General features: G+C 54.1%; 22 protein-coding genes. 15 read left to right on the top strand and 7 right to left on the bottom strand.

Features of this window, described 5'->3' with window-relative positions:
- Positions 1–19: 19 nt before the first annotated feature.
- The 9 genes from ccmE (at position 20) to KO497_RS07605 (ending at position 6,008) form a co-directional block, all read left to right on the top strand.
- Entirely contained in the window at positions 20–463 is a 444-nt protein-coding gene (gene ccmE / locus KO497_RS07645) for a cytochrome c maturation protein CcmE (protein ID WP_215943374.1), read from the top strand.
- Positions 464–537: 74 nt separating this feature from the next.
- Positions 538–1,149, top strand: a complete 612-nt coding sequence (locus tag KO497_RS07640) for a holin-associated N-acetylmuramidase (RefSeq protein WP_215943373.1) — start codon at positions 538–540, stop codon at positions 1,147–1,149.
- A complete protein-coding gene (locus KO497_RS07635; RefSeq protein WP_215943372.1) occupies positions 1,140–1,757 on the top strand; it encodes a holin family protein in 618 nt (205 codons plus the stop codon). Before KO497_RS07640 ends, KO497_RS07635 begins: the two co-directional genes overlap by 10 nt.
- Positions 1,747–1,935, top strand: a complete 189-nt coding sequence (locus KO497_RS07630; protein ID WP_215943371.1) for a hypothetical protein — start codon at positions 1,747–1,749, stop codon at positions 1,933–1,935. The genes KO497_RS07635 and KO497_RS07630 overlap by 11 nt, the downstream gene beginning before the upstream one ends.
- Entirely contained in the window at positions 1,935–2,072 is a 138-nt protein-coding gene (locus KO497_RS07625; protein ID WP_215943370.1) for a hypothetical protein, read from the top strand. Before KO497_RS07630 ends, KO497_RS07625 begins: the two co-directional genes overlap by 1 nt.
- On the top strand, positions 2,069–2,491 hold the full coding sequence (locus tag KO497_RS07620) for a hypothetical protein (protein WP_215943369.1): 423 nt from the start codon (positions 2,069–2,071) through the stop codon (positions 2,489–2,491). The genes KO497_RS07625 and KO497_RS07620 overlap by 4 nt, the downstream gene beginning before the upstream one ends.
- A 181-nt stretch (positions 2,492–2,672) precedes the next feature.
- Positions 2,673–4,643, top strand: coding sequence for a heme lyase CcmF/NrfE family subunit (locus KO497_RS07615; protein WP_215943368.1), 1,971 nt, complete (start codon positions 2,673–2,675; stop codon positions 4,641–4,643).
- Positions 4,640–5,089, top strand: a complete 450-nt coding sequence (locus KO497_RS07610) for a cytochrome c-type biogenesis protein (protein WP_215943367.1) — start codon at positions 4,640–4,642, stop codon at positions 5,087–5,089. Before KO497_RS07615 ends, KO497_RS07610 begins: the two co-directional genes overlap by 4 nt.
- Before the next feature lie 142 nt (positions 5,090–5,231).
- Positions 5,232–6,008, top strand: a complete 777-nt coding sequence (locus KO497_RS07605) for an enoyl-CoA hydratase-related protein (protein ID WP_215943366.1) — start codon at positions 5,232–5,234, stop codon at positions 6,006–6,008.
- 128 nt (positions 6,009–6,136) lie between these two features.
- Here the strand turns inward: KO497_RS07605 and gltA are convergent, their stop codons facing one another.
- Both gltA and gltX read right to left on the bottom strand, forming a co-directional pair.
- On the bottom strand, positions 6,137–7,435 hold the full coding sequence (gene gltA / locus KO497_RS07600) for a citrate synthase (RefSeq protein WP_215943365.1): 1,299 nt from the start codon (positions 7,433–7,435) through the stop codon (positions 6,137–6,139).
- A gap of 250 nt (positions 7,436–7,685) precedes the next feature.
- Positions 7,686–9,119 (bottom strand): glutamate--tRNA ligase, encoded by a 1,434-nt coding sequence (gltX, locus tag KO497_RS07595; RefSeq protein ID WP_215943364.1) that lies wholly within the window; start codon positions 9,117–9,119, stop codon positions 7,686–7,688.
- Positions 9,120–9,300: 181 nt separating this feature from the next.
- Between gltX and KO497_RS19115 the strand changes: the two genes are divergently transcribed.
- Together KO497_RS19115 and KO497_RS07590 are read left to right on the top strand one after the other, a co-directional pair.
- Positions 9,301–9,933 carry a DUF4131 domain-containing protein gene (locus KO497_RS19115; RefSeq protein WP_354668101.1) on the top strand — a complete coding sequence of 211 codons (633 nt, stop codon included), beginning with the start codon at positions 9,301–9,303 and terminating at the stop codon, positions 9,931–9,933.
- Positions 9,887–11,467 carry a ComEC/Rec2 family competence protein gene (locus tag KO497_RS07590; protein WP_354668100.1) on the top strand — a complete coding sequence of 527 codons (1,581 nt, stop codon included), beginning with the start codon at positions 9,887–9,889 and terminating at the stop codon, positions 11,465–11,467. Before KO497_RS19115 ends, KO497_RS07590 begins: the two co-directional genes overlap by 47 nt.
- Before the next feature lie 88 nt (positions 11,468–11,555).
- On the opposite strand, the gene lexA is transcribed toward KO497_RS07590, so the two are convergent.
- The 4 genes from lexA to trpC all read right to left on the bottom strand — a co-directional run bounded on the left by lexA (position 11,556) and on the right by trpC (position 15,131).
- Positions 11,556–12,266 (bottom strand): transcriptional repressor LexA, encoded by a 711-nt coding sequence (gene lexA / locus KO497_RS07585; RefSeq protein ID WP_215943584.1) that lies wholly within the window; start codon positions 12,264–12,266, stop codon positions 11,556–11,558.
- Positions 12,267–12,654: 388 nt separating this feature from the next.
- Positions 12,655–13,824, bottom strand: a complete 1,170-nt coding sequence (locus tag KO497_RS07580; RefSeq protein ID WP_215943363.1) for a molybdopterin molybdotransferase MoeA — start codon at positions 13,822–13,824, stop codon at positions 12,655–12,657.
- Positions 13,821–14,309: a cyclic pyranopterin monophosphate synthase MoaC gene (gene moaC / locus KO497_RS07575; protein ID WP_215943362.1), complete on the bottom strand. Its 489-nt coding sequence runs from the start codon at positions 14,307–14,309 to the stop codon at positions 13,821–13,823. Before moaC ends, KO497_RS07580 begins: the two co-directional genes overlap by 4 nt.
- A gap of 21 nt (positions 14,310–14,330) precedes the next feature.
- Complete coding sequence (gene trpC, locus KO497_RS07570) at positions 14,331–15,131, bottom strand: indole-3-glycerol phosphate synthase TrpC (RefSeq protein WP_215943361.1); 801 nt, start codon at positions 15,129–15,131, stop codon at positions 14,331–14,333.
- A 130-nt stretch (positions 15,132–15,261) separates the two neighbouring features.
- On the opposite strand from trpC, the gene KO497_RS07565 reads away from it, so the two are divergent.
- Complete coding sequence (locus KO497_RS07565; RefSeq protein ID WP_215943360.1) at positions 15,262–16,092, top strand: hypothetical protein; 831 nt, start codon at positions 15,262–15,264, stop codon at positions 16,090–16,092.
- 29 nt (positions 16,093–16,121) lie between these two features.
- On the opposite strand, the gene KO497_RS07560 is transcribed toward KO497_RS07565, so the two are convergent.
- On the bottom strand, positions 16,122–17,327 hold the full coding sequence (locus KO497_RS07560; protein ID WP_215943359.1) for a cytochrome P450: 1,206 nt from the start codon (positions 17,325–17,327) through the stop codon (positions 16,122–16,124).
- Between the two features lie 124 nt (positions 17,328–17,451).
- Between KO497_RS07560 and KO497_RS07555 the strand changes: the two genes are divergently transcribed.
- The 3 genes from KO497_RS07555 (at position 17,452) to KO497_RS07545 (ending at position 21,845) form a co-directional block, all read left to right on the top strand.
- Positions 17,452–19,263 carry a sensor histidine kinase gene (locus KO497_RS07555; protein WP_215943358.1) on the top strand — a complete coding sequence of 604 codons (1,812 nt, stop codon included), beginning with the start codon at positions 17,452–17,454 and terminating at the stop codon, positions 19,261–19,263.
- Positions 19,260–20,501, top strand: coding sequence for a sigma-54-dependent transcriptional regulator (locus tag KO497_RS07550; RefSeq protein ID WP_215943357.1), 1,242 nt, complete (start codon positions 19,260–19,262; stop codon positions 20,499–20,501). The genes KO497_RS07555 and KO497_RS07550 overlap by 4 nt, the downstream gene beginning before the upstream one ends.
- A 342-nt stretch (positions 20,502–20,843) precedes the next feature.
- Positions 20,844–21,845 carry a DctP family TRAP transporter solute-binding subunit gene (locus tag KO497_RS07545; RefSeq protein ID WP_215943356.1) on the top strand — a complete coding sequence of 334 codons (1,002 nt, stop codon included), beginning with the start codon at positions 20,844–20,846 and terminating at the stop codon, positions 21,843–21,845.
- Positions 21,846–21,869 lie beyond the last annotated feature (24 nt).

The raw sequence follows: 21,869 nt of genomic DNA, 5'->3' as shown, positions 1-21,869 counted from the left end.
AAACGATGAAGGATGTGCAATGAAGAACCTTAAAAAACAACGCCGTATTCAAATCATTGCGGTGGCCGCCGTTGCACTTACTGTGTCCACGGCTTTGATTGGTTTTGCGATGAAAGACGGCATCAATCTGTTTCGATCACCAACTCAAGTGGTCGAAGAACCACCGCGCCCAAATGAAGTCTTTCGCATTGGCGGGCTGGTTCTTGAGGGCAGCTTGATACGCGGCGAAGGCACGGCTGTGACCTTTGAGGTGACTGACACCAACGCCACAGTGCCTGTCAGCTACACAGGCGTTCTGCCGGATTTGTTCGGCGAAAATCAGGGTATGGTGGGCACAGGTACGTTGCAAGATGGCGTCTTTGTCGCCTCGGAGATTTTGGCCAAACATGACGAAACCTATATGCCCAAAGAAGTTGTCGACGCTTTGAAAGAACAGGGCGTTTATCAATCCAGCGCTGAGTGACCCGCACGCACTAGTCCGTCTGCGTTAACCTTTTTACGGCAGCCTTAATCCATCAAATTGGTGGGTTTGGGCATATGAAAACAGTACAGCAAATAGCAAATGACATTATCGCTCGTGAGGGCGGTTATGTGGATGATCCCGATGATTTGGGAGGCGCGACCAACTTTGGCGTCACCATCGGCACGCTGCGCAGACTTGGGATCGATAATGACGGTGACGGGCGGGTGACGTCGTCAGATGTGCGCATGTTGACGCGAGCGCAGGCCCGCGACATTTTCGTTGAACACTACTTTAGCGGGCCACGCATCGACGAACTGCCGCCGGTGCTGCACGCCACTGTGTTTGACATGTATGTCAACGCAGGCACGAACGCGGTGCGTATTTTGCAACGGCTTTTGGTCGATATGGGGCAAAATATTGTCGTTGATGGTCAAATCGGCCCGCAAACGATCGAAGCCTGCTTGATCGCGCAAAGCTTGGCCCCGCATCATCTGGCGGATGCCTTTGGAATTGCGCGGCGCAACTATTACTACGCTTTGGCCGACAGACGCCCCAAGAGCCGTAAATACGCGAAACGGCGCGACGGTGGCAAAGGTGGTTGGATCACACGGGCTGAAGAGTTCATTTCCCCAAGATATCATCTGACTGAGGCAGAACATGCCGCACGGGTGGCGTCATGGGAATAGTTCAGATTCTAGGTCAATTGCTGTTTGGTAATGGGCAGAATGTGATCAAAGAGACGGCTGAGGTGTTCATGGAAAACACCGAAAACGGTTCGATTCGTGACGCAAACCTGCGCGCTGCGGCTATGGATCAATTTGCCAAAGAGTTCGCCGTGGCGCGCACTGGTCGGTTTGACCGGTTTATGGATGGGCTCAATCGCGTGCCGCGTCCCCTGATGGCTTTTGGTTCTATCGGGTTATGTGTGGCTGCAATGGTCAATCCGATTTGGTTCGCCGAGCGGATGCAGGGGGTCGCGCTGATCCCTGAGCCGTTGTGGTGGCTCATGGGGGCGATTGTCAGCTTTTATTTTGGCGCGCGTTATCAGGCAACGGGGCAAAACTTTCAACGCTCCATCGCTGCAACCGTGGCCCAAGCGCCGATTGTGACGGCTAATATTCGCGCGCTAGATGCGCTCAGAGCGCTGGAAGCCGGGGCGAAGGGCGAAACCGTTCCATTGGTGCAAACAGCCTATGCAGCTGGCCCTTTACCTGAGCAAAACCTGCCGGAAGTGCCAGGGTTTGATGCCGAAAATCCGGCCTTGGCGGCTTGGAGGGCGGACAATGATGAGTGATGCGCTGATCAATGCTCTGTCCGATCACGGGCCATGGGCGATTATGGTTTTTTTCCTTTTATATCGGGACTTACAGAAAGACCAAGCCACCCGCGCCGTGCTCGATAAAAACTCGCAAATCTTAATTGAGATGACGACGATGATCCGAGAACGACTGCCAAGAGGGGGGGCGCATTGATGAGGCCGCATCTAAATGAAATCTCGATTTGGCTCTTGGGCTTGGTTGCAGGCACGCCGCTTGCAAAGGCCGTCAAACGCAATCACGACGCCGCAAGTGCTTTGGATGCGGCGGTGAAGGAGATGTTGAAGCAATGAAACAAGCACTCACATTATATGGCGTGATCTTGGGCTTGGCGCTTATGGGTATGTCTTTGATCGGCACCACACAAATGGTTCTGATCGGGTATGGCGCGATCTGCGTGATGGCACTGGTCATTTCGGGCACGTTCTTTTGGCTTTGGCAAGTGCGTGCTACGCCACTGGCCTTGGGTATGTCGTTCAGTTGGGCAGGGCTTGGTTCGACCTTGGGCTGGTGGTGGGCGTCACAAGTGCGCTTGAGCTCTGTCTGGGGCGTGGAAGCTGCGGTTCTGTTCGCCTTTTTGTCTTTGCTGATGACGGGCGCCGTGCTGCATTTTGCGGTCATTCAAGGGTCATTTGGTTACCATGGTTTTAGTTTTTTGGTACCAGTTCTTGGCGCCTTGCTTTTGTCTCTGGGGGTTTTATGGGTGATTTGAAGTCTCATCATCCATAGGATACGTGGGTGAGATAGAGGGAAGAGGGGGCTTTGATCCCCCCTTTTTCGCGTGTTGTTGATCTCACTTATTTGCGACATCGCAGCGCATCCCATTGGCGGCGGGGGACAAGCAAGCTACAACAGCTCTCATTGGAGTGTTACAGCTCTCAGGGAGAGACACTATGCTTGTTGAACTTGGACATTTTGCCTTGGTATTGGCCTTCTTTGTGGCCATTGCCCAGACTGTTTTGCCTCTTATAGGGGCTCAGTTTGGCAGGCGTGCCTTTATGGATTTGGCGGCCCCTGCGGCGCTTGTACATCTGGTTTTGATCGCCTTTTCATTTGGCGCGCTGATGTATGCCTTTGTCACTTCCGACTTTTCTCTAAAAATTGTGGTTGAGAATTCCCACACGCTCAAACCGATGCTGTATAAAATTTCAGGCGTTTGGGGCAATCACGAAGGATCGATGCTGTTGTGGGTATTAATCCTTGCCTTGTTTGGGGCGGCCGCAGCCTTATTCGGTGAAAACCTGCCGACATCGCTCAAGGCGCGGGTGATCGGGGTGCAAGGCTCCATTGGCGTTGCCTTTTTGGCCTTTATCCTGTTCACATCGAACCCGTTTGTGCGTCTGGCAAATCCGCCGATGAACGGCCAAGACCTCAATCCGCTGTTGCAAGATCCCGGCCTCGCGTTCCACCCTCCGTTTTTGTATTTGGGCTACGTGGGCCTTTCCATGACCTTTTCTTTCGCCGTTGCCGCCCTTTTGGAGGGCCGTGTTGACGCCGCTTGGGGCCGTTGGGTGCGCCCTTGGACCTTGGCCGCATGGGTGTTCTTGACCATCGGTATCGGGCTTGGCTCTTGGTGGGCTTATTACGAGTTGGGCTGGGGCGGATTTTGGTTTTGGGATCCTGTTGAAAACGCGTCTTTCATGCCTTGGTTGTTCGCTGCCGCTTTGCTGCATTCGGCTATCGTGGTGGAAAAACGCGAAAGTTTGAAGGCATGGACGATTTTGTTGGCCATCCTTGCGTTTGGATTTTCCCTCATCGGCACTTTCCTTGTGCGCTCTGGGGTGATCACCTCTGTTCATGCTTTTGCCAATGATCCTGAGCGAGGTATTTTTATCCTGCTGATTCTTGGCATCTTTATGGGCGGTGCTTTGATCCTATTTTCCTTGCGTGCCGCCGCGATGGAAGCCCGTGGCGTGTTTGCCTTGGCCTCGCGTGAAACGGCTTTGATCATCAACAATATCCTGCTGGCTGTGGCCGCATTTGTTGTGTTCATCGGCACCATTTGGCCCCTTGTGGCCGAAGCCTTTTGGGACCGTAAACTGTCTGTTGGCGCACCGTTTTTTGATGCGGCGTTTACACCGTTTTTCACCGTGCTTGCCATCGTCTTGCCCATTGGTGCGATGATGCCGTGGAAACGCGCCAAGCTTGGAACCGCCATGCGCAAATTGGTCCCTTCTATGGTCTTGGCATTTGCTGTGGTGACGCTGGTCGCTGTGATACAAACAGGAAAATCCCTTCTGGGCCCAATTGGTCTAGGTCTTGGCGTCTGGCTTGTATCCGGCGCGGTTCAAGACATTGCCTCTAAGTTGGGCAAAAAACGCGACCTGTCGCGCTTGTTACGTTTGCCACGTGCCGATTGGGGGCGTTTGTTGGCTCATGGCGGTTTGGGCGTCACCATCGCCGGAGTTGCGGGGCTTACGGCGTGGACGATTGAGGACATTCGCGTGGTTCAGATCGGCGAAACCTTTGACGTTGCAGGCTTTACGATCACCTTGAACGACGTTGAACGTAAGCAAGGTCCGAATTACATCACCACCATGGCGGATTTGACCCTGTTCAAAGAAGACCGTAAAATTGCCTCACTGCACCCTGAAAAGCGCAATTATCCCGTCGCACAAATGCCCACAACCGAAGCAGGGATCGATTCAGGACTGTGGCGCGATGTCTATGTGGTGATTGGCGATGTGCAATCTAATGGCGGCTGGGCTGTGCGGACTTATGTGAAACCACTGGCCAATTGGATTTGGGGCGGTACTATTATTATGGCGCTTGGGGGCTTCATGTCCTTGACGGATCGGCGGTATCGCGTGGCCGCAGGGGCGCGCAAAACGCGTGTCGAGCCCAAGGGAGTACCTGCCGAATGAGATCGTTTTTCCTGATCCTGTGTCTGCTATTTGCGATGCCGCTTTACGCGGTAGAACCCAGCGAAGTCTTGGACGATCCCGTGTTGGAAAGTCGCGCACGCGAGATTTCCAAAGAGCTGCGCTGTTTGGTGTGCCGCAACGAAAATATCGATGAATCCCATGCGGATCTGGCAAAGGATTTACGACTTTTGGTGCGTGAGCGATTGGTCGAAGGTGACAGTAATGTCCAAGTGATCAACTACATTGTTGAACGTTACGGCGAATATGTTTTGCTCAACCCCACTTTGTCGGGGGCCAACAAACTACTGTGGGTCGCAGGACCTGTCATGTTGTTTCTAGCGCTTGGCGTCGGCTTTGCCTTTGTGCGTCGCCGTCAAACGGAAACAGCCATCGAAGAGCTCTCACAGGATGAGGCTGCGCGCATTGCGGAGATGTTGAAAGACTAAGGCGCGGTATCTGCGCAAACCGTATCTCTGCAGGCGCAAACCTGCGAAAACGACAAGAAATTTGGATTTTACGGAGCGTCTCTCTTTCTTTCGGGGGCGCTATGCCTAAGTTAGATGCGAGCCCCTGCAAAGAGAGATGCACATGCACTATGACACCATCCGTTACACCCTTCGTGACGATATCGCCGTTCTGACGCTCAACCGTCCTGAGGTCAAAAATGCTTTAAACACGCAGATGCGTGCCGAGATCACCCACGCGGTGCGCGCCGCTGGTAAGCAAGCGCGGGTCTTGGTGATCACAGGGGCGCAAGATGCCTTTTGTTCAGGTCAAGATTTGGGCGATGGCATCAACGCAGGCAACGCCGATTTGGAACGCACTCTGCGCGATGAATATGAACCGATGTTGCACGCCATTCACAACAGCACTATCCCGACGATCGCCGCAGTCAATGGCGTGGCCGCAGGGGCTGGCGCCTCATTGGCGCTGGCCGCTGATGTGGTGATCGCCACCGAGAGTGCGATTTTCATTCAAGCTTTTACCCGCATCGGCTTGATGCCTGATGCAGGCGGAACCTATGCTTTGCCACGCCAAATTGGCTTGGCGCGCGCGATGGGAGCGTCTTTGTTTGGTGACCCTATTTCAGCAGATAAAGCAGCACTTTGGGGCATGATTTATGAAAGCGTCGAAGACGACCTGTTTGCGGCTCATTGGCAGGCACGGGCGCAGCATTTGGCTGCAGGCCCGACCGTGGCTTACAGCGGCATCAAAGAGGCACTGCACGCCTCTGCAAGCAATACATTCACCGAGCAATTGACGCTTGAAGCCAAGTTGCAAGGGCGTTGCGGCATGACGCGCGATTTCCGCGAAGGCGTAGTGGCTTTCCTTGAAAAGCGCCCTGCCAAATTCGAAGGGCGATAGCCTCGGTCATAGCGTTAAAAGACCTATCGGCCCTACCTGCGCAGACATGAAACGAAAAAGACCGCCCTTTCGGGGCGGTCTTTGAATTTTTATCGCACTTTTTTATCGCGTTGTGGCTAAGACTTAGCTTAAGCGCGGTCTTCTACGTTTGTGTAAGGGCGTTGCGTCGCACCTGTGTAGAGCTGACGTGGACGGCCAATTTTCAGCGCTGGATCTTCGATCATCTCTTTCCACTGTGAAATCCAACCCACTGTCCGTGATAGGGCAAAGATCGGTGTGAACATAGATGTTGGGAAGCCCATAGCTTCAAGAATGATGCCTGAGTAGAAATCCACATTCGGGAAGAGTTTCTTCTCTGCGAAATATGGATCAGCCAAGGCCTGCGCTTCGAGTTCTTTGGCGACCTGAAGGATCGGGTTGTTTTCAACGCCCAAAAGGTCAAGCACTTCGTCAGCGGACTGCTTCATAACCGTCGCGCGTGGGTCGAAGTTTTTGTAAACGCGGTGACCAAAGCCCATGAGGCGGAACGGATCGTTCTTGTCTTTGGCGCGGGCAATGAATTCAGGAATGCGGTCAACAGTGCCGATTTCTTGCAACATTTCCAAACACGCTTGGTTGGCGCCGCCATGTGCTGGACCCCAAAGACAGGCGATACCCGCCGCGATACAAGCGAATGGGTTGGCACCAGACGAAGACGCAAGGCGCACAGTCGATGTGGACGCGTTTTGTTCGTGATCTGCGTGCAGCGTGAAAATACGGTCCATTGCGCGCGCAAGGATCGGGTTCACTTCGTAGTCTTCGGCAGGAACCGCGAAACACATGCGCAAGAAGTTGGACGCGTAGTCCAGATCGTTGCGTGGGTACACAAATGGCTGACCGACAGAGTATTTGTATGCCATCGCTGCGATTGTCGGCATTTTCGCGATCAGGCGAATTGTTGCAACTTCGCGCTGCCACGGGTCAGAAATGTCAGTGGAATCGTGGTAGAATGCAGACATCGCGCCCACAACACCAACCATAGAGGCCATCGGGTGCGCATCACGACGGAAGCCACGGAAAAAGTTGTGCATTTGCTCGTGCAACATCGTGTGATTGGTCACGCGACCTTCAAAATCTTCGAGCTGAGTTGCATTTGGCAATTCGCCATTCAGCAAAAGGTAGCAAACTTCAAGGTAATGAGAGTTCGCAGCCAATTCACCAATTGGGTAGCCGCGGTGCAACAACACGCCAGCATCGCCGTCAATGTAAGTGATCGCACTGTCACAAGCCGCAGTGGACGTAAAGCCTGGATCGTAAGTGAACACGCCTGCTTGGCTGTAGAGCTTGCGGATGTCGACAACGTCAGGGCCTTCTGTCGGTGTGTGAACCGGAAGCTCATAAGACTTGCCGTCGAGCGTCAAAGTCGCTGTTTTTTGTGTGTCTGCCATGGTCGTTCCTTCGGTTGGCAACGGGCCAAGTCTGGCACCGCTGGAGGTCGGGGAGGGCGCGCAAAGGAATATCCGCGCGCCTTCTGTGGCTAAAGAGGGCCGGTGCCGCTCTTTTGGAATGGGCTTTGCCGCTATTTACGGCGTGCCATGTTACCGGACTGTGAAAGTCGCGGAAAATTTATCAATCGGCCTAAAATACGCTGGCCGTAGACCCAAAATATGCCGTTCATGTGCGGCTGGGCCTTAAGTGTTACTCTTGTACTGCATCTGACAGCCGAGCCAGTGTTTCGTCTCGTCCAAGTACAAACATCATATCGAGAACGCTCGGGGTTTGGGCGCGTCCTGCAAGCGCCGCTCTAAGCGGGCCTGCAACTTTACCAAAGCCGATCTCTTGCGTTTCCATGACGCGGCCAACAGCCGCTTCCAATGCATCGCGGTTCCAGCTAGCACTTTGCAGATGCGGCGTCAATTCGTTCAGTATACCGTTGGATACTGTCCCGAGGTGCTTTTGCGCTTTCTCGTCGACGTCGACAGGGCGCGCGTTCAGGGCGAATCGTGCTTTTTCAATGAGTTGAGGGTAATTCTTAGCGGAGCCTTTGAGGCAATACATTGCGGACAAAAGACGTGATTTTTGTGCATCTGTCAGTTCAGGTTGTGCAGATGCAGCAAGGTAACCTTCGATTTCGCTTACGATTTGAGCATCTTCCATCACCGCCAAATGCTGTCCGCAGATGTTATCAAGCTTTTTGGTGTCAAAGCGCGCAGGCGATTTGTTGATTCCATCCAAATCGAACCAGTCCATCGCTTGGGCGTCAGAGAAAAATTCATCATCGCCATGGGACCACCCTAGCCGCGCTAGGTAATTGCGCATGCCTTGGGCGGGATACCCCAGCGCTTGATATTCTTTCACGCCGGTCGCCCCATGGCGTTTCGACATCTTCTTGCCATCTGCGCCAAAGATCAGCGGAATATGCGCATATACCGGCAGATCCCATCCCATCGCATCATACACCATCATCTGACGTGCAGAGTTGGCGAGGTGATCATCGCCACGAATAACATGGGTCACGCCCATATCATGGTCATCCACCACAACCGCCAACATATAGGTCGGCGAGCCATCCGATCGCAGCACAATCATGTCATCGATCTGGTCGTTTTTGATCGTCACATCGCCTTGCACTTGGTCTTTGATCACAGTGACCCCCGTCCTAGGCGCTTTCATGCGGATCACGAAAGGCGCATCAGGATAGGTGCTTGGGTCTGCATCACGCCAAGGCGATTGAAACAGGGTGCTGGTCTTGTTGGCGCGGGCCTCTTCGCGAAAGGCCTCGATTTCGTCTTGGGTCGCAAAACATTTATAGGCTGTTCCAGCCTCTAACATTTGGTTGGCCACTTCCGCATGACGTGCGGCTTGTTCGAACTGGCTCACTGCCTCGCCGTCGTAATCCAAGCCCAGCCACGCCATACCGTCCAAGATGCCTTGGGTCGCCTCAGGGGTCGAGCGCGCGCGATCTGTGTCTTCGATCCGCAGCAAGAATTTGCCGCCACGGGCGCGTGCGTAGAGCCAGCTAAAGAGCGCCGTGCGCGCGGTGCCGATGTGCATATCACCGGTTGGCGAAGGCGCGATGCGGGTGACGACTGGTTTGGCTGCAACGTTGGAAGCGGAAGAGGCGTTTGACATGCGGAAATTAACCCTTTGGTAACCATGGTGGCGGTAGCGTTCAGACTGTGGTGCTTGCGTGCAGGTCTAGACCATTTCTGCGCCAAGTGGAAATGAGTTTTGCGCATGCGCAGCGTGACGGAGCGACAGTGTGCATGACGCCCATATAGACATGGATCGACATGAGGATAAGGACCCCAAGGTGACAATTTTTTTGAACCCTTTGGAATGGATCCTTGATGTCTTTGACGGGCAGCGCGGACGGCTGTTTCTGTGGCTGCCTGTGTTGCTTGGGGTGGGTGTCGCGCTGTACTTTGCCGCGCCCTATGAACCAAGTCAGATGTGCTATATGGTCTTGGGCGTAACTGCTTTGCTCAGCGGATTGATTTTGATATTGATTCCAGCCTATTACGCGCCACCTTTCACAGGTGCCCTGATGGTGTCCGTTGGCTTCCTATGCGCAGGATTTCGTGCGCATGACGTTGCGGCCCCCGTGCTCAACTATCGTTATTACGGACCCATTGAGGGGCGCGTGATTAAGATCGATCGATCAGCCTCTGAGGCGGTGCGCCTGACCTTGGATCAAGTGATCTTGAAAAACACCAATCCCAGCCGCACGCCTGTCCGTGTGAGGGTGTCCTTGCACGGGGCGCAAGAGTACATCACGCCAGAGCCAGGACTGCGGGTCGCCTTGACGGGGCATTTGTCGCCGCCTCCTAGCGCCGCTGATCCCACAGGGTTTAATTTTCAGCGCATGGCATGGTTCGACAGGCTGGGGGCTGTGGGCTGTGGGCTATACGCGCATCCCTGTTTTGCGTGCTGGGCCGACAGATAAGGGGATGTCTTTGGCCATCCATCGATTGCGACAAACGCTATCCTTGGTGTTGCAAAATCGTATTCCGGGGCAAGCTGGTGCTTTTGCCGCCGCCATTTTGACCGGCGATAGATCCGGCATTTCAGCGCAAACGGCCGAAAATCTGCGCGCTAGCAACCTGTCGCATCTTTTGGCCATTTCTGGTCTGCATATGGGGCTGCTCACAGGGGCCGTGTTCGCAGCTCTGCGCGGCTTTTTGGCTTTGATCCCGTTTGCATTTTTCTATCTGCCAAACAAAAAAATCGCGGCGGTCTGCGCCCTGATCGCGGGGGGGCTGTATTTGGCCTTGTCTGGCTGGAACGTCGCCACCGAGCGGGCTTATATCATGGTGTCTATGATGTTCGTCGCGGTTTTGTTTGACCGCCAAGCGATCTCTTTGCGCGCTGTGGCGATGGCAGCCTTGTTGATCTTGTTGGTCCGGCCAGAGGTTTTGCCTGAACCCGGATTTCAGATGTCCTTTGCCGCGACAACAGCGCTTGTGGCTGTGTTCACCATTGTACGGCGTCTCAATCTGATGGCGCGTTGGCCGCATTGGGTAAGCGGCGCTTTGACGGTTGTGTTATCCTCTGCCGTGGCGGGCGTTGCGACGGCACCGGTGGCGGCAGCGCATTTTAATCGCATCGCCGATTTAGGTCTGATCGCCAATGTTATTTCTGTGCCGGTCATGGGCGCGGTTGTTATGCCTGCAGCCGTCTTGGCCGCCGTTTTAACACCCGTCGGGTTGCAGTGGATTCCGTTGATGATCATGGAGCCTGCGATTCGCTGGCTGCTATATGTGGCAGGGCGTGTTGCGCAGATCGAGGGGGCGGTGACATGGATTATATCACCGCCGCCGCAAACCTTACCTTTGATTGCTTTGGGCGGCCTGTTTGTGGTGCTGTGGCGCGGGCGTATGCAATTGTTTGGCTTGTTGCCTGTGCTGTTGGGATTCGTTCTTTGGGCCAATGCCGAGCGACCCAATGTTTTGGTGTCCTCTGATGGGGGGCTTGTGGGGCGCATGACGGCAGAGGGGCGCGCGTTGAATAAATCTTCCGGCGGCAGTTTTGCGGCTTTGTCATGGCTTGAAAACGATGGGGACCTACCAGATCAACAGGCTGCCGCCGCGCGCCCAATGCCGCCGCTTGATCTGACTGGCATCCGCATCGCCCATGTAACAGGGCGCGGATGGCAGCGCCGCGCAGCTGAGGCCTGTGTCTCTCATGATATCGTAATATTGAATCAAATATGGGAAAATGAATGGTTAGAGGATTGTTTTATGTTCGATTTGTCCTATCTAAATGAAAGCGGTTCATTGGCCTTTGTTGCAATAGATGAGGGTGTGAGGGTCTCCACGGCCTTGGGGGCGGCTGGTGTTCGACTGTGGAGCGCGCGAGAATTTGGTCGCGATCCTTGGGCGAATGCACGCGAGATAGCGGAGGCGCGAAAACGACCCGTTGCTGGTGTGACGTTCAAGCCTATGGGGCATGAAGTGATTTGGCATAAAATTGAACGTTAGCTTGTCCGTGTTTGACGACAAAGCGGTCACAAAAAAGCCACCTCAGCTGCGGGCAGAGATGGCTTTGAAAATACAAATCAAGGGCGCGTCAATAGCTGCGGATCAATCCGACAAGCTTGCCTTGGACCTCGATTTTATCCGAGGTGAACATGCGCGTTTCAAACGCAGGGTTGGCTGCTTCCAAGGCGATCATGTCGCCTTTGCGCATGTAGCGTTTCAATGTGGTCTCATACCCTTCGACCATCGCCACAACGATATCACCGTTTGAAGCTTCTGAAGTTTCACGGATCACAACGATATCACCATCATTAATGCCAGCGTCGATCATGGATTCGCCTTTGACCTCAAGCGCGTAGTGATTGCCGCGCCCTGACAACATCGACCCAGGGACGGCAACATTCAATGCACCGTCTTCGACAGCTTCAATCGGTACACCCGCGGCGATTTTACCCATAATCGGCAGGTTAAAAGCAGAAACAGCCACTTCCATAGCTTGCGCGGGGGGCGGGCTGTTGGGGCGGTCGCCTTCGATCACGCGGGGTTGAAACCCTGCCGCAGTCGGCGCGGTGGGTTGACCACCAAGGCTTTCGGGCAGTTTCACGATTTCAATGGCGCGGGCACGATGTGCGAGACGACGGATAAATCCGCGTTCTTCCAAGGCTGTGATCAGGCGATGGATGCCCGATTTTGAGCGCAGATCCAGCGCTTCTTTCATCTCATCAAAGGACGGTGGCACGCCGTCTTTGTGCATCCGGTCATTGATGAATTCTAACAATTGCAGCTGTTTTTTTGTCAGCATGTTTGTGCTCCCGCCGTGGCTGTCTATCCTGTCGACCCCTTCCGGTTCTGGGTCTGCTGCGGTCTGTGATGACACAGACGTGGGCAGGGATGAGACATAAAGGATCGGCAGAGGGGCGGGGGATGATGGCTTTTTCGACAAAACGCGCGGTGCATTGAGTGCATCGGTTTTGAAGCCAACAGGCCCGCCTGTGTCGATCCGTCTCCAGATAGGCTGGGTATCGTGTTCTGATAATGTTCTACCGTCGTTCCCGAAATGTGTCAACGATACTCTCCTGATGGGCGGATCACGGAATGCGGGGCTGAGTTTGCCCTGCGTTTTGATTTGTGATTTCAGAAGAGTGTTTTTTGGTTAAATCGACGTTAACGTTAATCGAATTAACCGTATTTTATAACGAAATGATGTCGACAATATCACCGGCTCGCATGGCGGGCGCGAAGGGGGCGCGCACGATCAAAGCGTCAGAATCAGACAAGATGCGCAGCAGTGCGCTGTCTTGGCTGTGCATGGGGATGACGCCTTGATCAGATGTGATGGCACGCATGTAATGGGCGCGAGGGCCGTTGGCGGGCAGATCTTCGGCCAAAGGCTGCCGCACAGTTGCAAGCGGCGCTTCACCAAGGCCAAGCATTTTATACAAGGCGGGCAGCATGAACAGCTGGGCAGTGACCAAAGAGGACACAGGGTTGCCCGGCAGGCCCAGCATCATAGACCCATCGATTTTGCCCGCCATAAGCGGTTTGCCCGGGCGCATAGCGACTTTGTAGAAGGCGCGTTCCAGCCCCATATCCATAGCGACTTTGCCAACGATGTCATGATCGCCCACAGATGCGCCGCCAATGGTGACGATCAGGTCGGCGCCTTTGGCAAGGCCGAGCACATGGCGCAAGGAAGCCTCATTGTCGCGGGCAATCGGCAGCATCCGCGCGATGCCGCCAGCGGTCTCTATCATAGCCGCCAAGCCAAAAGTGTTGGAGGTGATGATCTGCGCGTCTTTTGGTGTCTCACCCGGCATGACCAATTCGTCGCCAGTGGCGATCAGGGCCACAATGGGTTTACGGGTCACGGTGATTTCGGCGATGTTCATCGAGGCGAGCAGGGCCAAATCGCGCGGCGTCAGCCTGCGCGGGGCTTTGACGGTATCGCCCACTTTGAAGTCAGCGCCGATGTCGCGGATATTGGTGGTGCTGGACACATCTGTCTGCGTAATCACATCGCCCGTCCGTGTGACGTTTTCTTGGATGATCACGCGGCTGGCACCCGTTGGCACAGGCGCGCCGGTGAAAATACGCAGCGCCTGACCCGCTTTAATCTGACCTGCATAGGCATGGCCTGCGGCGGCTTCGCCAATCACGGTGAACTGCGCGCCGATGTGACTTTCATCATCGCGTACGGCGTATCCATCCATAATCGAGGCAGAAAACGGCGGTTGATTGCGGGTGGCCACGGCATCTGATGCCAGAACTCGGCCAAGGCCTTGGCGCAGCGGAATGGTTTCAGTGTCTAAAGGACCGCAAAGCGAAAAGACGTGATCTAGGGCGTCCGCGACAGAAATCATGATGGGGTCTCGTCCAAAGTATAGACGCCGGATTTGCCGCCTTCTTTACGCAGCAAACGTACAGATACGATTTCCATGCCTTTTTCCGCGGCTTTCAGCATATCGTAGACAGTCAAAGCGGCGGTGGAGGCAGCGGTGAGCGCTTCCATTTCCACACCAGTTTGACCGGATGTTTTCACAGTTGCGGTGATGCGCACACCGGGCAGGGTCTCGTCAGGCACAAGATCCAGCGTGACTTTTGTGATCGGTAAGGGGTGACACAAAGGGATCAGGTCAGAGGTTTTCTTGGCCCCCATGATGCCCGCAAGCCGCGCAACCCCTAGAACGTCGCCTTTTTTCGCGGTGCCTTGGGTGATATGCGCCAGCGTTTCAGGGCGCATTTTGATCGCAGCCTCGGCTGTGGCCAAGCGATCTGTCACGGCTTTGTTCGAGACATCCACCATATGGGCGTGGCCAGCGTCGTCGAAGTGGGTCAGGTCTGCCATGGTGTGATCCTTATCTGAAGGTTATGCGGGAAGGGGATTGGCCAGCAAAGCGCGGGTGGCAGCCGTGACATCGTCTTGGCGCATCAGGCTTTCGCCTATCAAGAAAGTGCGAGCGCCATGGGGGGCCATAGCGGCCAGATCATCGGCGTTACTCAGCCCGCTTTCGCAGACAAGCAATTTACCACTCGGCACCATTTTCGATAGACGTACAGTGGTGTCCAAAGAGGTCTCGAATGTTTTCAAATTACGATTGTTGACGCCCAAAAGCGGGGATTTTAGCGCAAGTGCCCGTGTCAGTTCGTCCTCATCATGCACTTCGACCAGAACATCCATGCCTAGGGCTATGGCTGCGTCTTCCAGTTCAAGCGCCTGCGCGTCAGACACAGAGGCCATGATCACCAAAATAGCATCAGCGCCCCAAGCGCGCGCCTCAGCCACTTGGTAGGTGTCATACATGAAGTCTTTGCGCAGCACTGGGAGTGAGACTGCCGCACGGGCTTGGATCAAAAATTCAGGCGCGCCTTGGAAAGATGGCCTGTCGGTGAGCACAGACAGGCAGGTCGCGCCGCCGTCCTCATAGGCTTTGGCCAAAACGGGCGGGTTGAAATCCGCGCGGATCAGACCTTTGGAGGGGGAAGCCTTTTTGACTTCCGCAATGAGCCCGTAACCGGTTGTGGCGGCGCGCTGTAATGCAGAGGCAAAGCCACGCGTTGGCGCCTGACCTTTGGCCGCCGCTTCAAGTTCAGCAAGAGGCGTCTTGAGTTTCGCTGCGGCGACTTCTTCGAGTTTGTAAGCTTTGATTTTGTCGAGAACATTTGCCATGGGGAAAGCCTACTTGGTTGTGAGATATGTTGGATAAGTGTGTAGCGGTGAGCGCAGTGAGCTTCAAGAGGACGCTTCAAGAGAGGCTTCCGAAGGGAAAGGCCTAATCCGCCCTGTCCCAGCAGCCCGCGTGACCGCAGAGCCGCTTGGCGCGCAAAAGGCTTGTCACGCGGCCAGTTTCAAGCAATTCTCACGTCAAATGGCACCATTTGGGGAATGTCGGTTTAGGGAAGTCGTGATGTTGAAAAAAATGAGCTTGATTGGACTGATTTTCGTTTTTGCGACTGGTGTCGCGGCTGATGAGGATTGTGTTTCGTGCAATACGACACCTTATCCAACAGCGATTGATATTCCTAAAGATGAGTTTGGTCGCTACATGGGCATGGCAGGCGTGAGATGTAATAAAGATGATTTTAAAGTAAATTTCTGCGGTGCTTTTGATAATACCCAAGAAATTTCGGACGTTCGGGAATGGATTGGACGCTGTAAACATCAGGATCCATACGGGCGCAGCACTATACTTGAACTACTGGATACAATGACGTGTCACAGTGATATGTTGTGGTCGATTGCCAATAATATCGATAATCCCAATCCTAATCTTTCCCATTATGAAATTCCTGCTCTGAGCTTCTTGCTCTATGATAGCTCTGACGTAGGCTCGATTATGGATTTCAATAAGAGTCTCGTTCGTCATTATTACTACATGGGCGAGGATTCAGGCCTAACGGAGCTTAGGGAGTTCAGCCGAATTTTAAATGAGAGAGATGCAAATAACCTAACGTTTCTCGACAATGTCCTCGTGCGTTGGAATGATAACTATACTGATAGCGTTGGATTTCGAAAACCAAGAGATCAGATGATCAAAGCGCTCTGTAATGTTGGCGCAACATTTTCTTCGGCTGAATACAACACAAGATTTGAGTGTGAAATCAACCCTAGGATCATGGGTAGTCAATAAATCAGAACGGCTCATTTCCCCTGTACTATTTATATTAAGCAAGCACGCGTAACCATCAACCTCTCAAGCCCATGAAAATGCCATGTGTTGGCATAACGGGGGGCAGAGGTCAGTCGCAGATCAGGACAGCGATCAAACAAGACTTGCAGGGCGATGCGCATTTCAAGCCGCGCAAGGGGCGCGCCGACACAGAAATGGATGCCGCCACCAAAAGCGGTGTTTTGTTTCACTTTACGGGTGGGGTCAAAGACATGGGGACCATCCCAAGCATCATCGTCACGATTGGCGGCCCCTAGCAAAAGACCGATTTTGTCACCTTTTTTAAAGTCTTGTCCCAAAAATGTTGTGTCCTCATTCACCCAACGCTGGAACAGATGGAGGGGGGGATCATAGCGCAGGATCTCTTCTACAGTGCCATCAATCGCAGGCTCACTCAGCATGTCGTGTGGGGTCTGCTGCTCTAGCAAGGTTTTCACAGCGATGCCGATAGAGTGAACCGTGGCCTCATGTCCTGCATTCAACAGCAAGATACAGGTGGCGATCAATTCATCTGTAGATAGCTTGTCGCCATCTTGCTCGGCCGCAATAAGATGCGTGATCAGATCATCAGCGGGGCTGAGGCGGCGCTTGTCGATATAGCTGCGCATAAAGTCTGAAAACGCCGAGGCCGCATCCGACGCAGCGATTTGTGTCAGGATGGTACAGTTCGGCGTATAAACCGCGACCATAGCGTTAGACCATGCCAGCAATTGATCGCCCATATCCTCGGGCACGCCCAAAAGTTTGGAAATAATGCGAATGGGCAGGGGGGTGGCATAGGCCTGCAGCAGATCGAAACCTTCACCCTTGTGCTTATCGGGGAAGGCGTCGATCAAGTCATGACAGGTCTGGGTGATCTCAGGCGCAAGCTCTTTGATCCGTCGAGAGGTAAAGGCCCGTAACACCAGCCCCCGCAAACGCTTGTGACGATCACCTTCCAGTTCCAGCATAGAGTGATCATCCACATCATAGAAAGCGCGTAGATGCTCAGGATGCACTGGGCGAAACCCCTCTGGGGCCTCACGCCCAAACCGTCGATCCCGCAACCCCATGGTCACCCCGTCGTAAGAGGCAATCACAGGTAGGTCTAAATCCTGCCAATAGGCGATAGGGCCTAAGTCGCGCAGTGTGTCATAAAACTTATAAGGGTCTTGTACGAATGTTTGGCATTGCGGGTCTTGAAGAATGGTTTTCATCGCAAAGTCTCTATCAGTTTGGGGCGGTTATGATGTGCAAATCATAAATTGGTCTTTGAAAGACATTGCGAAGGTGCTGCTTGGTGCTTTGCTTTGCAAGCAGGAGTTTCTAATGTGCGTCCCTATGAACACCTTTGCACCACATTCGCCGCAGATAGATGATCTGCCCTCCCGCGCTTTAAGACGGCGTTTGATCGAGGTCTGTAGTCTCGTGCTGGTGGTCGCCATGATTGGCGCAGGCGTTTATGCTTTGGCCTTTCGCGCAGCACTGGATCAGGCCGCCGCGCGTGCGCGCGCGGATTTGGCTCTGTCCACCGACCGGCTGCGCAGTGGTTTGGGGCGTTACCGTGAGCTGTCAGTGTTTATCGCCGAACATCCCACCGTTTTGTCTTTGGTGCTGCAAAGCGATGCTGCGGATGACATTTTATATCAAAAACAGACGTCTACTGCGCTTTTGCTGCAAAGCATGGCAGACAAAACTGGATCGCAAGCCTTAATGTTGGTGTCCAAATCCGGTGTCGTGCTTGCGGCCTCTCAAGGGGGGAAGCTGCCCCATGGGGCGCGTGCCGCCTTTGAGCGCGCGATGAACGGCGCGCTGGGCGTGGCGCATTTTGTCGATACCGATGGCGCGCGTCGCTTTGTCTATGCTGCCCCTGTGTTCAAACCGGGGGGCGCGGCGCTGGGCGCTGTTTTGGTCAGTGTCGACATGGAATCGATTGAATGGGGTTGGCCGGCTGATCCTTTTGCGGTCTATTTCACTGACAGGGCGGATGTGATTTTTGTGTCCAATCGCACGGAATTGATTTTGGCAGGGGGCAGTGCGGGCGCTTTTCCCGTGATGCGCAAACGGGTGATTTCTGGTCATGATATTTGGTCTATGCAGGCTGGGCCGTATATCCCCGCCAGTGTTTTGCACATCCGCCAGCCTTTGCCCGTGATCGATATGACCGGCGAACTATTGTATGATCTGGCCCCTGTGCGCGCGATAGCGGGATTGCAAGCGGGGTTGGTGGCGGCGATTGCTTTGGCCTTTGGCGCGTTTTTGGTGCTGGCCACCGAACGCAGACGCACCCTGTCCGAGGCCAATGCCCGCCTTGAGGCCCGTGTCGCCACGCGCACCGCTGATCTGGAAATCGCCAACCGAGATTTGATGCGCGAAGTGTCAGAGCGTGAAGAAGCCGAGGCGCGCCTGAAACGGGCCCAAGCCGATTTGGTGCAAGCCGGAAAGCTGTCGGCGCTGGGCGAAATGTCGGCAGGAATTTCGCATGAGTTGAACCAGCCGCTTATGGCCATCCGCAGCTTTTCTGAAAACGCGCAACTGTTTTTGGAACGTGGCAATGCGGATAAAGCGGGCGAAAACCTTGGGCGTATCGCCGAATTGTCGCGGCGCATGGGGCGGATTATCAAAAACCTGCGGGCGTTCGCGCGCCAAGAAAATGAAGCTATTTCCGATGTCGATCTCAGTGCCGTCGTTGACGCCGCTTTGGAAATGACCACAGGTAAAATTACTGGCGCGGGTGTCACCGTCGATTGGGTGCCTGAGCCGCGTGCATGGGTGCGCGGGGGGGATGTGCGTTTGCAGCAGGTGGTGATGAACCTTGTTTCAAACGCTGTGGATGCCATGGCAGATAGCGATGTCAGGCGCATCACCATTGCCATTACTCCCTCAGGCCAGATCGGCGATCCTGTGCGCCTGTGCATCAGTGACACGGGGCCGGGGATTTCGGAGCCTGAAAAAATGTTCGAGCCGTTTTATACGACCAAACATGTCGGTGCCGCTCAAGGCATGGGGCTTGGCCTATCGATTTCCTATGGTTTGATCCAAAGTTTTGGCGGCAATATTCGGGGTGCCAATGCGGCGACGGGCGGCGCGTCTTTTGTGATCGAATTGCCCGCGGCAAAACCCCCTAACGCTGCTGAGGAGGCCTTATTATGAAACGCACCAATGCTGTAGACCGTGTGTTATTGGTCGATGATGATCTGTCTGTACGCCAAGCCTTGGGGCAAACCCTTGAGCTGGCCGATCTCGTGCCCACCTTGGCGGGGACTTACATTGAGGCCAAAGATCATATCGTCCGCGATTTCGAAGGCGTCGTGGTCACCGATATTCGCATGCCCGGCAAAGACGGGTTTGCACTGTTGGAATATGCGCAAAGCATCGATCCTGAACTGCCGGTGATTTTGCTGACGGGCGAGGGGGACATACCGATGGCGGTGAAAGGTATTTCTGGCGGGGCGTTTGATTTCTTGGAAAAACCCTGTTCGCCCAAAGAACTATTGGCCGTGGTGGAAAAAGCCCTGCGCACGCGGGCTTTGGTGTTGGAAAATCGCCGCCTGAAACGCCAAGTGGAATCTGGGGATGCGGCGGCGCGATTGCTGCGCGGCACGTCTGATTTGTCCAAGCGCCTGCGTGATGAAGCCCGCGCCGTGGCGCGTTCTGCTGCTGATGTGTTGATCACAGGCGAACCGGGCGTGGGCACGGCCAAAATGGCCGAGGTTGTGCATCTGTTGTCTGCGGGATCGCTGGCACCGTTTTTGAAATTCTCTGGCGCTTCCATGACACCAACTGCGGTGACGGCAGCCTTTGAAGACGCCGAAGGCGGGTCTGTGTTTATCGACGAAGTGGCCGCTTTGCCATCGAACACGCAATTTGCCTTGTTGGACCTGTTGGAAACCCATGATCGCCCGCGCTTGATTGCGGGGTCTTATGCCGATCTGTCTGATCTGGCCAAAGCAGGGGCGTTTTCTGCCGATTTATTTTACCGTCTAGAGGCCGCTGTCATCCGCATTCCGCCGCTGCGTGAACGTCCCGAAGACATTCCTGTACTGTTTCGCCACTACGTTGATATCGCCTGCGAGCAAACCAATCTGCCTGTGCCAGATATTACCCCTGACATCATCGCCAATTTGATGGCCCAAGACTGGCCCGGCAATGCACGCAGTCTGATGAATGCGGCGATGCGTTTTGCTATGGGGCTGTCGGACGGCGATCCTCAAGAGGGTGAGTTGGGCTTGACCGAGCAAATGGCGCAAGTGGAGCGTTCCTTGCTGATTTCAGCCCTTCAACGTCATAAGGGCAATGCGTCCGAAGCTGCAAAGGGTCTCAAACTGCCGCGCAAAACATTCTACGATAAGTTGACGCGACATGAAATTAAGGCGGAAGTGTATCGTTAAGCGGTCAACAGATATGGCAAGAACCGCCGCCTGACAGTTCCGGTCCCAAATTGTGTCGCCAAAAGGGATGTATTGCAACTGTGTGAAAATCCGCACAGTTGCCGCTAACAGATGTGTGGCGATCCGCACAGGCGACGCTTGATGCATGGCAGCTATGCGTGTTGTTCGAACGTTAATGTTCTGATTTTTATGAGTTTATAGGGATTTTTTATAAATGTGAGACTTCCCCTTGCTGCGCTCATCACAGACCTGTCATCTATTCATCGAGCCGGCAGCGCCCTGATTCAAGGGGGCAATCCTACGCAGGCCAATGATTTTGACTTTATGTCTGGGAGGACATCCATGAAATTTCTCGCAACAGCAGCAACTGCACTCGCATTGAGCGTCACAGCCACATCCGCAATGGCGGCTTGTGATGCAGGCGAAATGGTTATCAAATTCAGCCACGTCACCAACACTGACAAACACCCAAAGGGCATCGCTGCCAATTTGTTCATGGATCGTGTGAACGCTGAAATGAACGGCAAAGCCTGTGTTGAAGTTTACCCGAACTCAACATTGTACAACGATGATCAAGTGTTAGAGGCGATGCTGCAAGGCGATGTGCAAATGGCGGCGCCGTCTTTGTCCAAATTCGAGACATTTACCAAAGAATACCGCATCTTTGACTTGCCGTTCATGTTCAAAAACATGGATGCGGTGGACGAGTTCCAAAACTCGGAAACAGGTCAAGCAATGAAACAAACCATGGTGCGTCGTGGTCTTTTGGGTCTTGAATTCTGGCACAATGGTTTGAAACAAATCTCAGCCAATAAGCCTTTGATCGTTCCAGCAGATGCAGCGGGTCTCAAGTTCCGCGTTCAGCCGTCTGATGTGTTGGTTGCGCAAATGGAAGCGCTCGATGCCTCTCCACAACCGATGGCATTCTCAGAAGTGTACGGCGCGCTGCAAACTGGCGTTGTGGATGGTCAACAAAACACTTGGTCCAACATCTACGGTCAAAAATTCTTTGAAGTGCAAGACGGGACCACAGAAACCAATCACGGTTTGCTGGACTACATGGTTGTGACCTCTGTCGACTGGTGGGAAAGCCTCGACGCTGACGTTCGTGATCAATTGAGCACGATCATGTCAGAAGTCACAGCCGAGCGTAACGCAGCCATTGGCGATGTTGATGCCGAAAACCGTCAAGCGGTTTTGGATGCCGGTGGTGTCATTCGTGAATTGACAGATGAACAACGTCAAGAATGGGTCGACGTGATGAAACCCGTTTGGGCGCAGTTCGAAGCTGATGTCGGCGCAGACAATATCGCAGCTGCACAAGCAATCAACGCAAAGCACTAAGACCTAGTTGTAACGAGTGCATGG

This window comes from Pacificibacter marinus (assembly GCF_018860665.1).
In the GTDB taxonomy this organism is placed as follows: Bacteria; Pseudomonadota; Alphaproteobacteria; order Rhodobacterales; family Rhodobacteraceae; genus Celeribacter; species Celeribacter marinus_A.
Note: the sequence above shows the minus strand (reverse complement) of the source record. Positions and strands in the feature narration are given on the sequence as shown.

Excerpts from the sequence above, each read along its gene's own strand:
- KO497_RS07555 (WP_215943358.1), top strand. The coding sequence starts at position 17,452 with ATGAACACCTTTGCACCACATTCGCCGCAGATAGATGATCTGCCCTCC.
- KO497_RS07605 (WP_215943366.1), top strand. The coding sequence starts at position 5,232 with ATGCACTATGACACCATCCGTTACACCCTTCGTGACGATATCGCCGTT.
- moaC (WP_215943362.1), bottom strand. The coding sequence starts at position 14,309 with ATGGCAGACCTGACCCACTTCGACGACGCTGGCCACGCCCATATGGTG.
- KO497_RS07545 (WP_215943356.1), top strand. The coding sequence starts at position 20,844 with ATGAAATTTCTCGCAACAGCAGCAACTGCACTCGCATTGAGCGTCACA.
- KO497_RS07630 (WP_215943371.1), top strand. The coding sequence starts at position 1,747 with ATGATGAGTGATGCGCTGATCAATGCTCTGTCCGATCACGGGCCATGG.
- KO497_RS07635 (WP_215943372.1), top strand. The coding sequence starts at position 1,140 with ATGGGAATAGTTCAGATTCTAGGTCAATTGCTGTTTGGTAATGGGCAG.
- KO497_RS07560 (WP_215943359.1), bottom strand. The coding sequence starts at position 17,327 with ATGAAAACCATTCTTCAAGACCCGCAATGCCAAACATTCGTACAAGAC.
- gltA (WP_215943365.1), bottom strand. The coding sequence starts at position 7,435 with ATGGCAGACACACAAAAAACAGCGACTTTGACGCTCGACGGCAAGTCT.
- KO497_RS07610 (WP_215943367.1), top strand. The coding sequence starts at position 4,640 with ATGAGATCGTTTTTCCTGATCCTGTGTCTGCTATTTGCGATGCCGCTT.
- KO497_RS07640 (WP_215943373.1), top strand. The coding sequence starts at position 538 with ATGAAAACAGTACAGCAAATAGCAAATGACATTATCGCTCGTGAGGGC.
- gltX (WP_215943364.1), bottom strand. The coding sequence starts at position 9,119 with ATGTCAAACGCCTCTTCCGCTTCCAACGTTGCAGCCAAACCAGTCGTC.
- KO497_RS07620 (WP_215943369.1), top strand. The coding sequence starts at position 2,069 with ATGAAACAAGCACTCACATTATATGGCGTGATCTTGGGCTTGGCGCTT.
- lexA (WP_215943584.1), bottom strand. The coding sequence starts at position 12,266 with ATGCTGACAAAAAAACAGCTGCAATTGTTAGAATTCATCAATGACCGG.
- KO497_RS07550 (WP_215943357.1), top strand. The coding sequence starts at position 19,260 with ATGAAACGCACCAATGCTGTAGACCGTGTGTTATTGGTCGATGATGAT.
- KO497_RS07615 (WP_215943368.1), top strand. The coding sequence starts at position 2,673 with ATGCTTGTTGAACTTGGACATTTTGCCTTGGTATTGGCCTTCTTTGTG.
- trpC (WP_215943361.1), bottom strand. The coding sequence starts at position 15,131 with ATGGCAAATGTTCTCGACAAAATCAAAGCTTACAAACTCGAAGAAGTC.
- KO497_RS07625 (WP_215943370.1), top strand. The coding sequence starts at position 1,935 with ATGAGGCCGCATCTAAATGAAATCTCGATTTGGCTCTTGGGCTTGGTT.
- ccmE (WP_215943374.1), top strand. The coding sequence starts at position 20 with ATGAAGAACCTTAAAAAACAACGCCGTATTCAAATCATTGCGGTGGCC.
- KO497_RS07580 (WP_215943363.1), bottom strand. The coding sequence starts at position 13,824 with ATGATTTCTGTCGCGGACGCCCTAGATCACGTCTTTTCGCTTTGCGGT.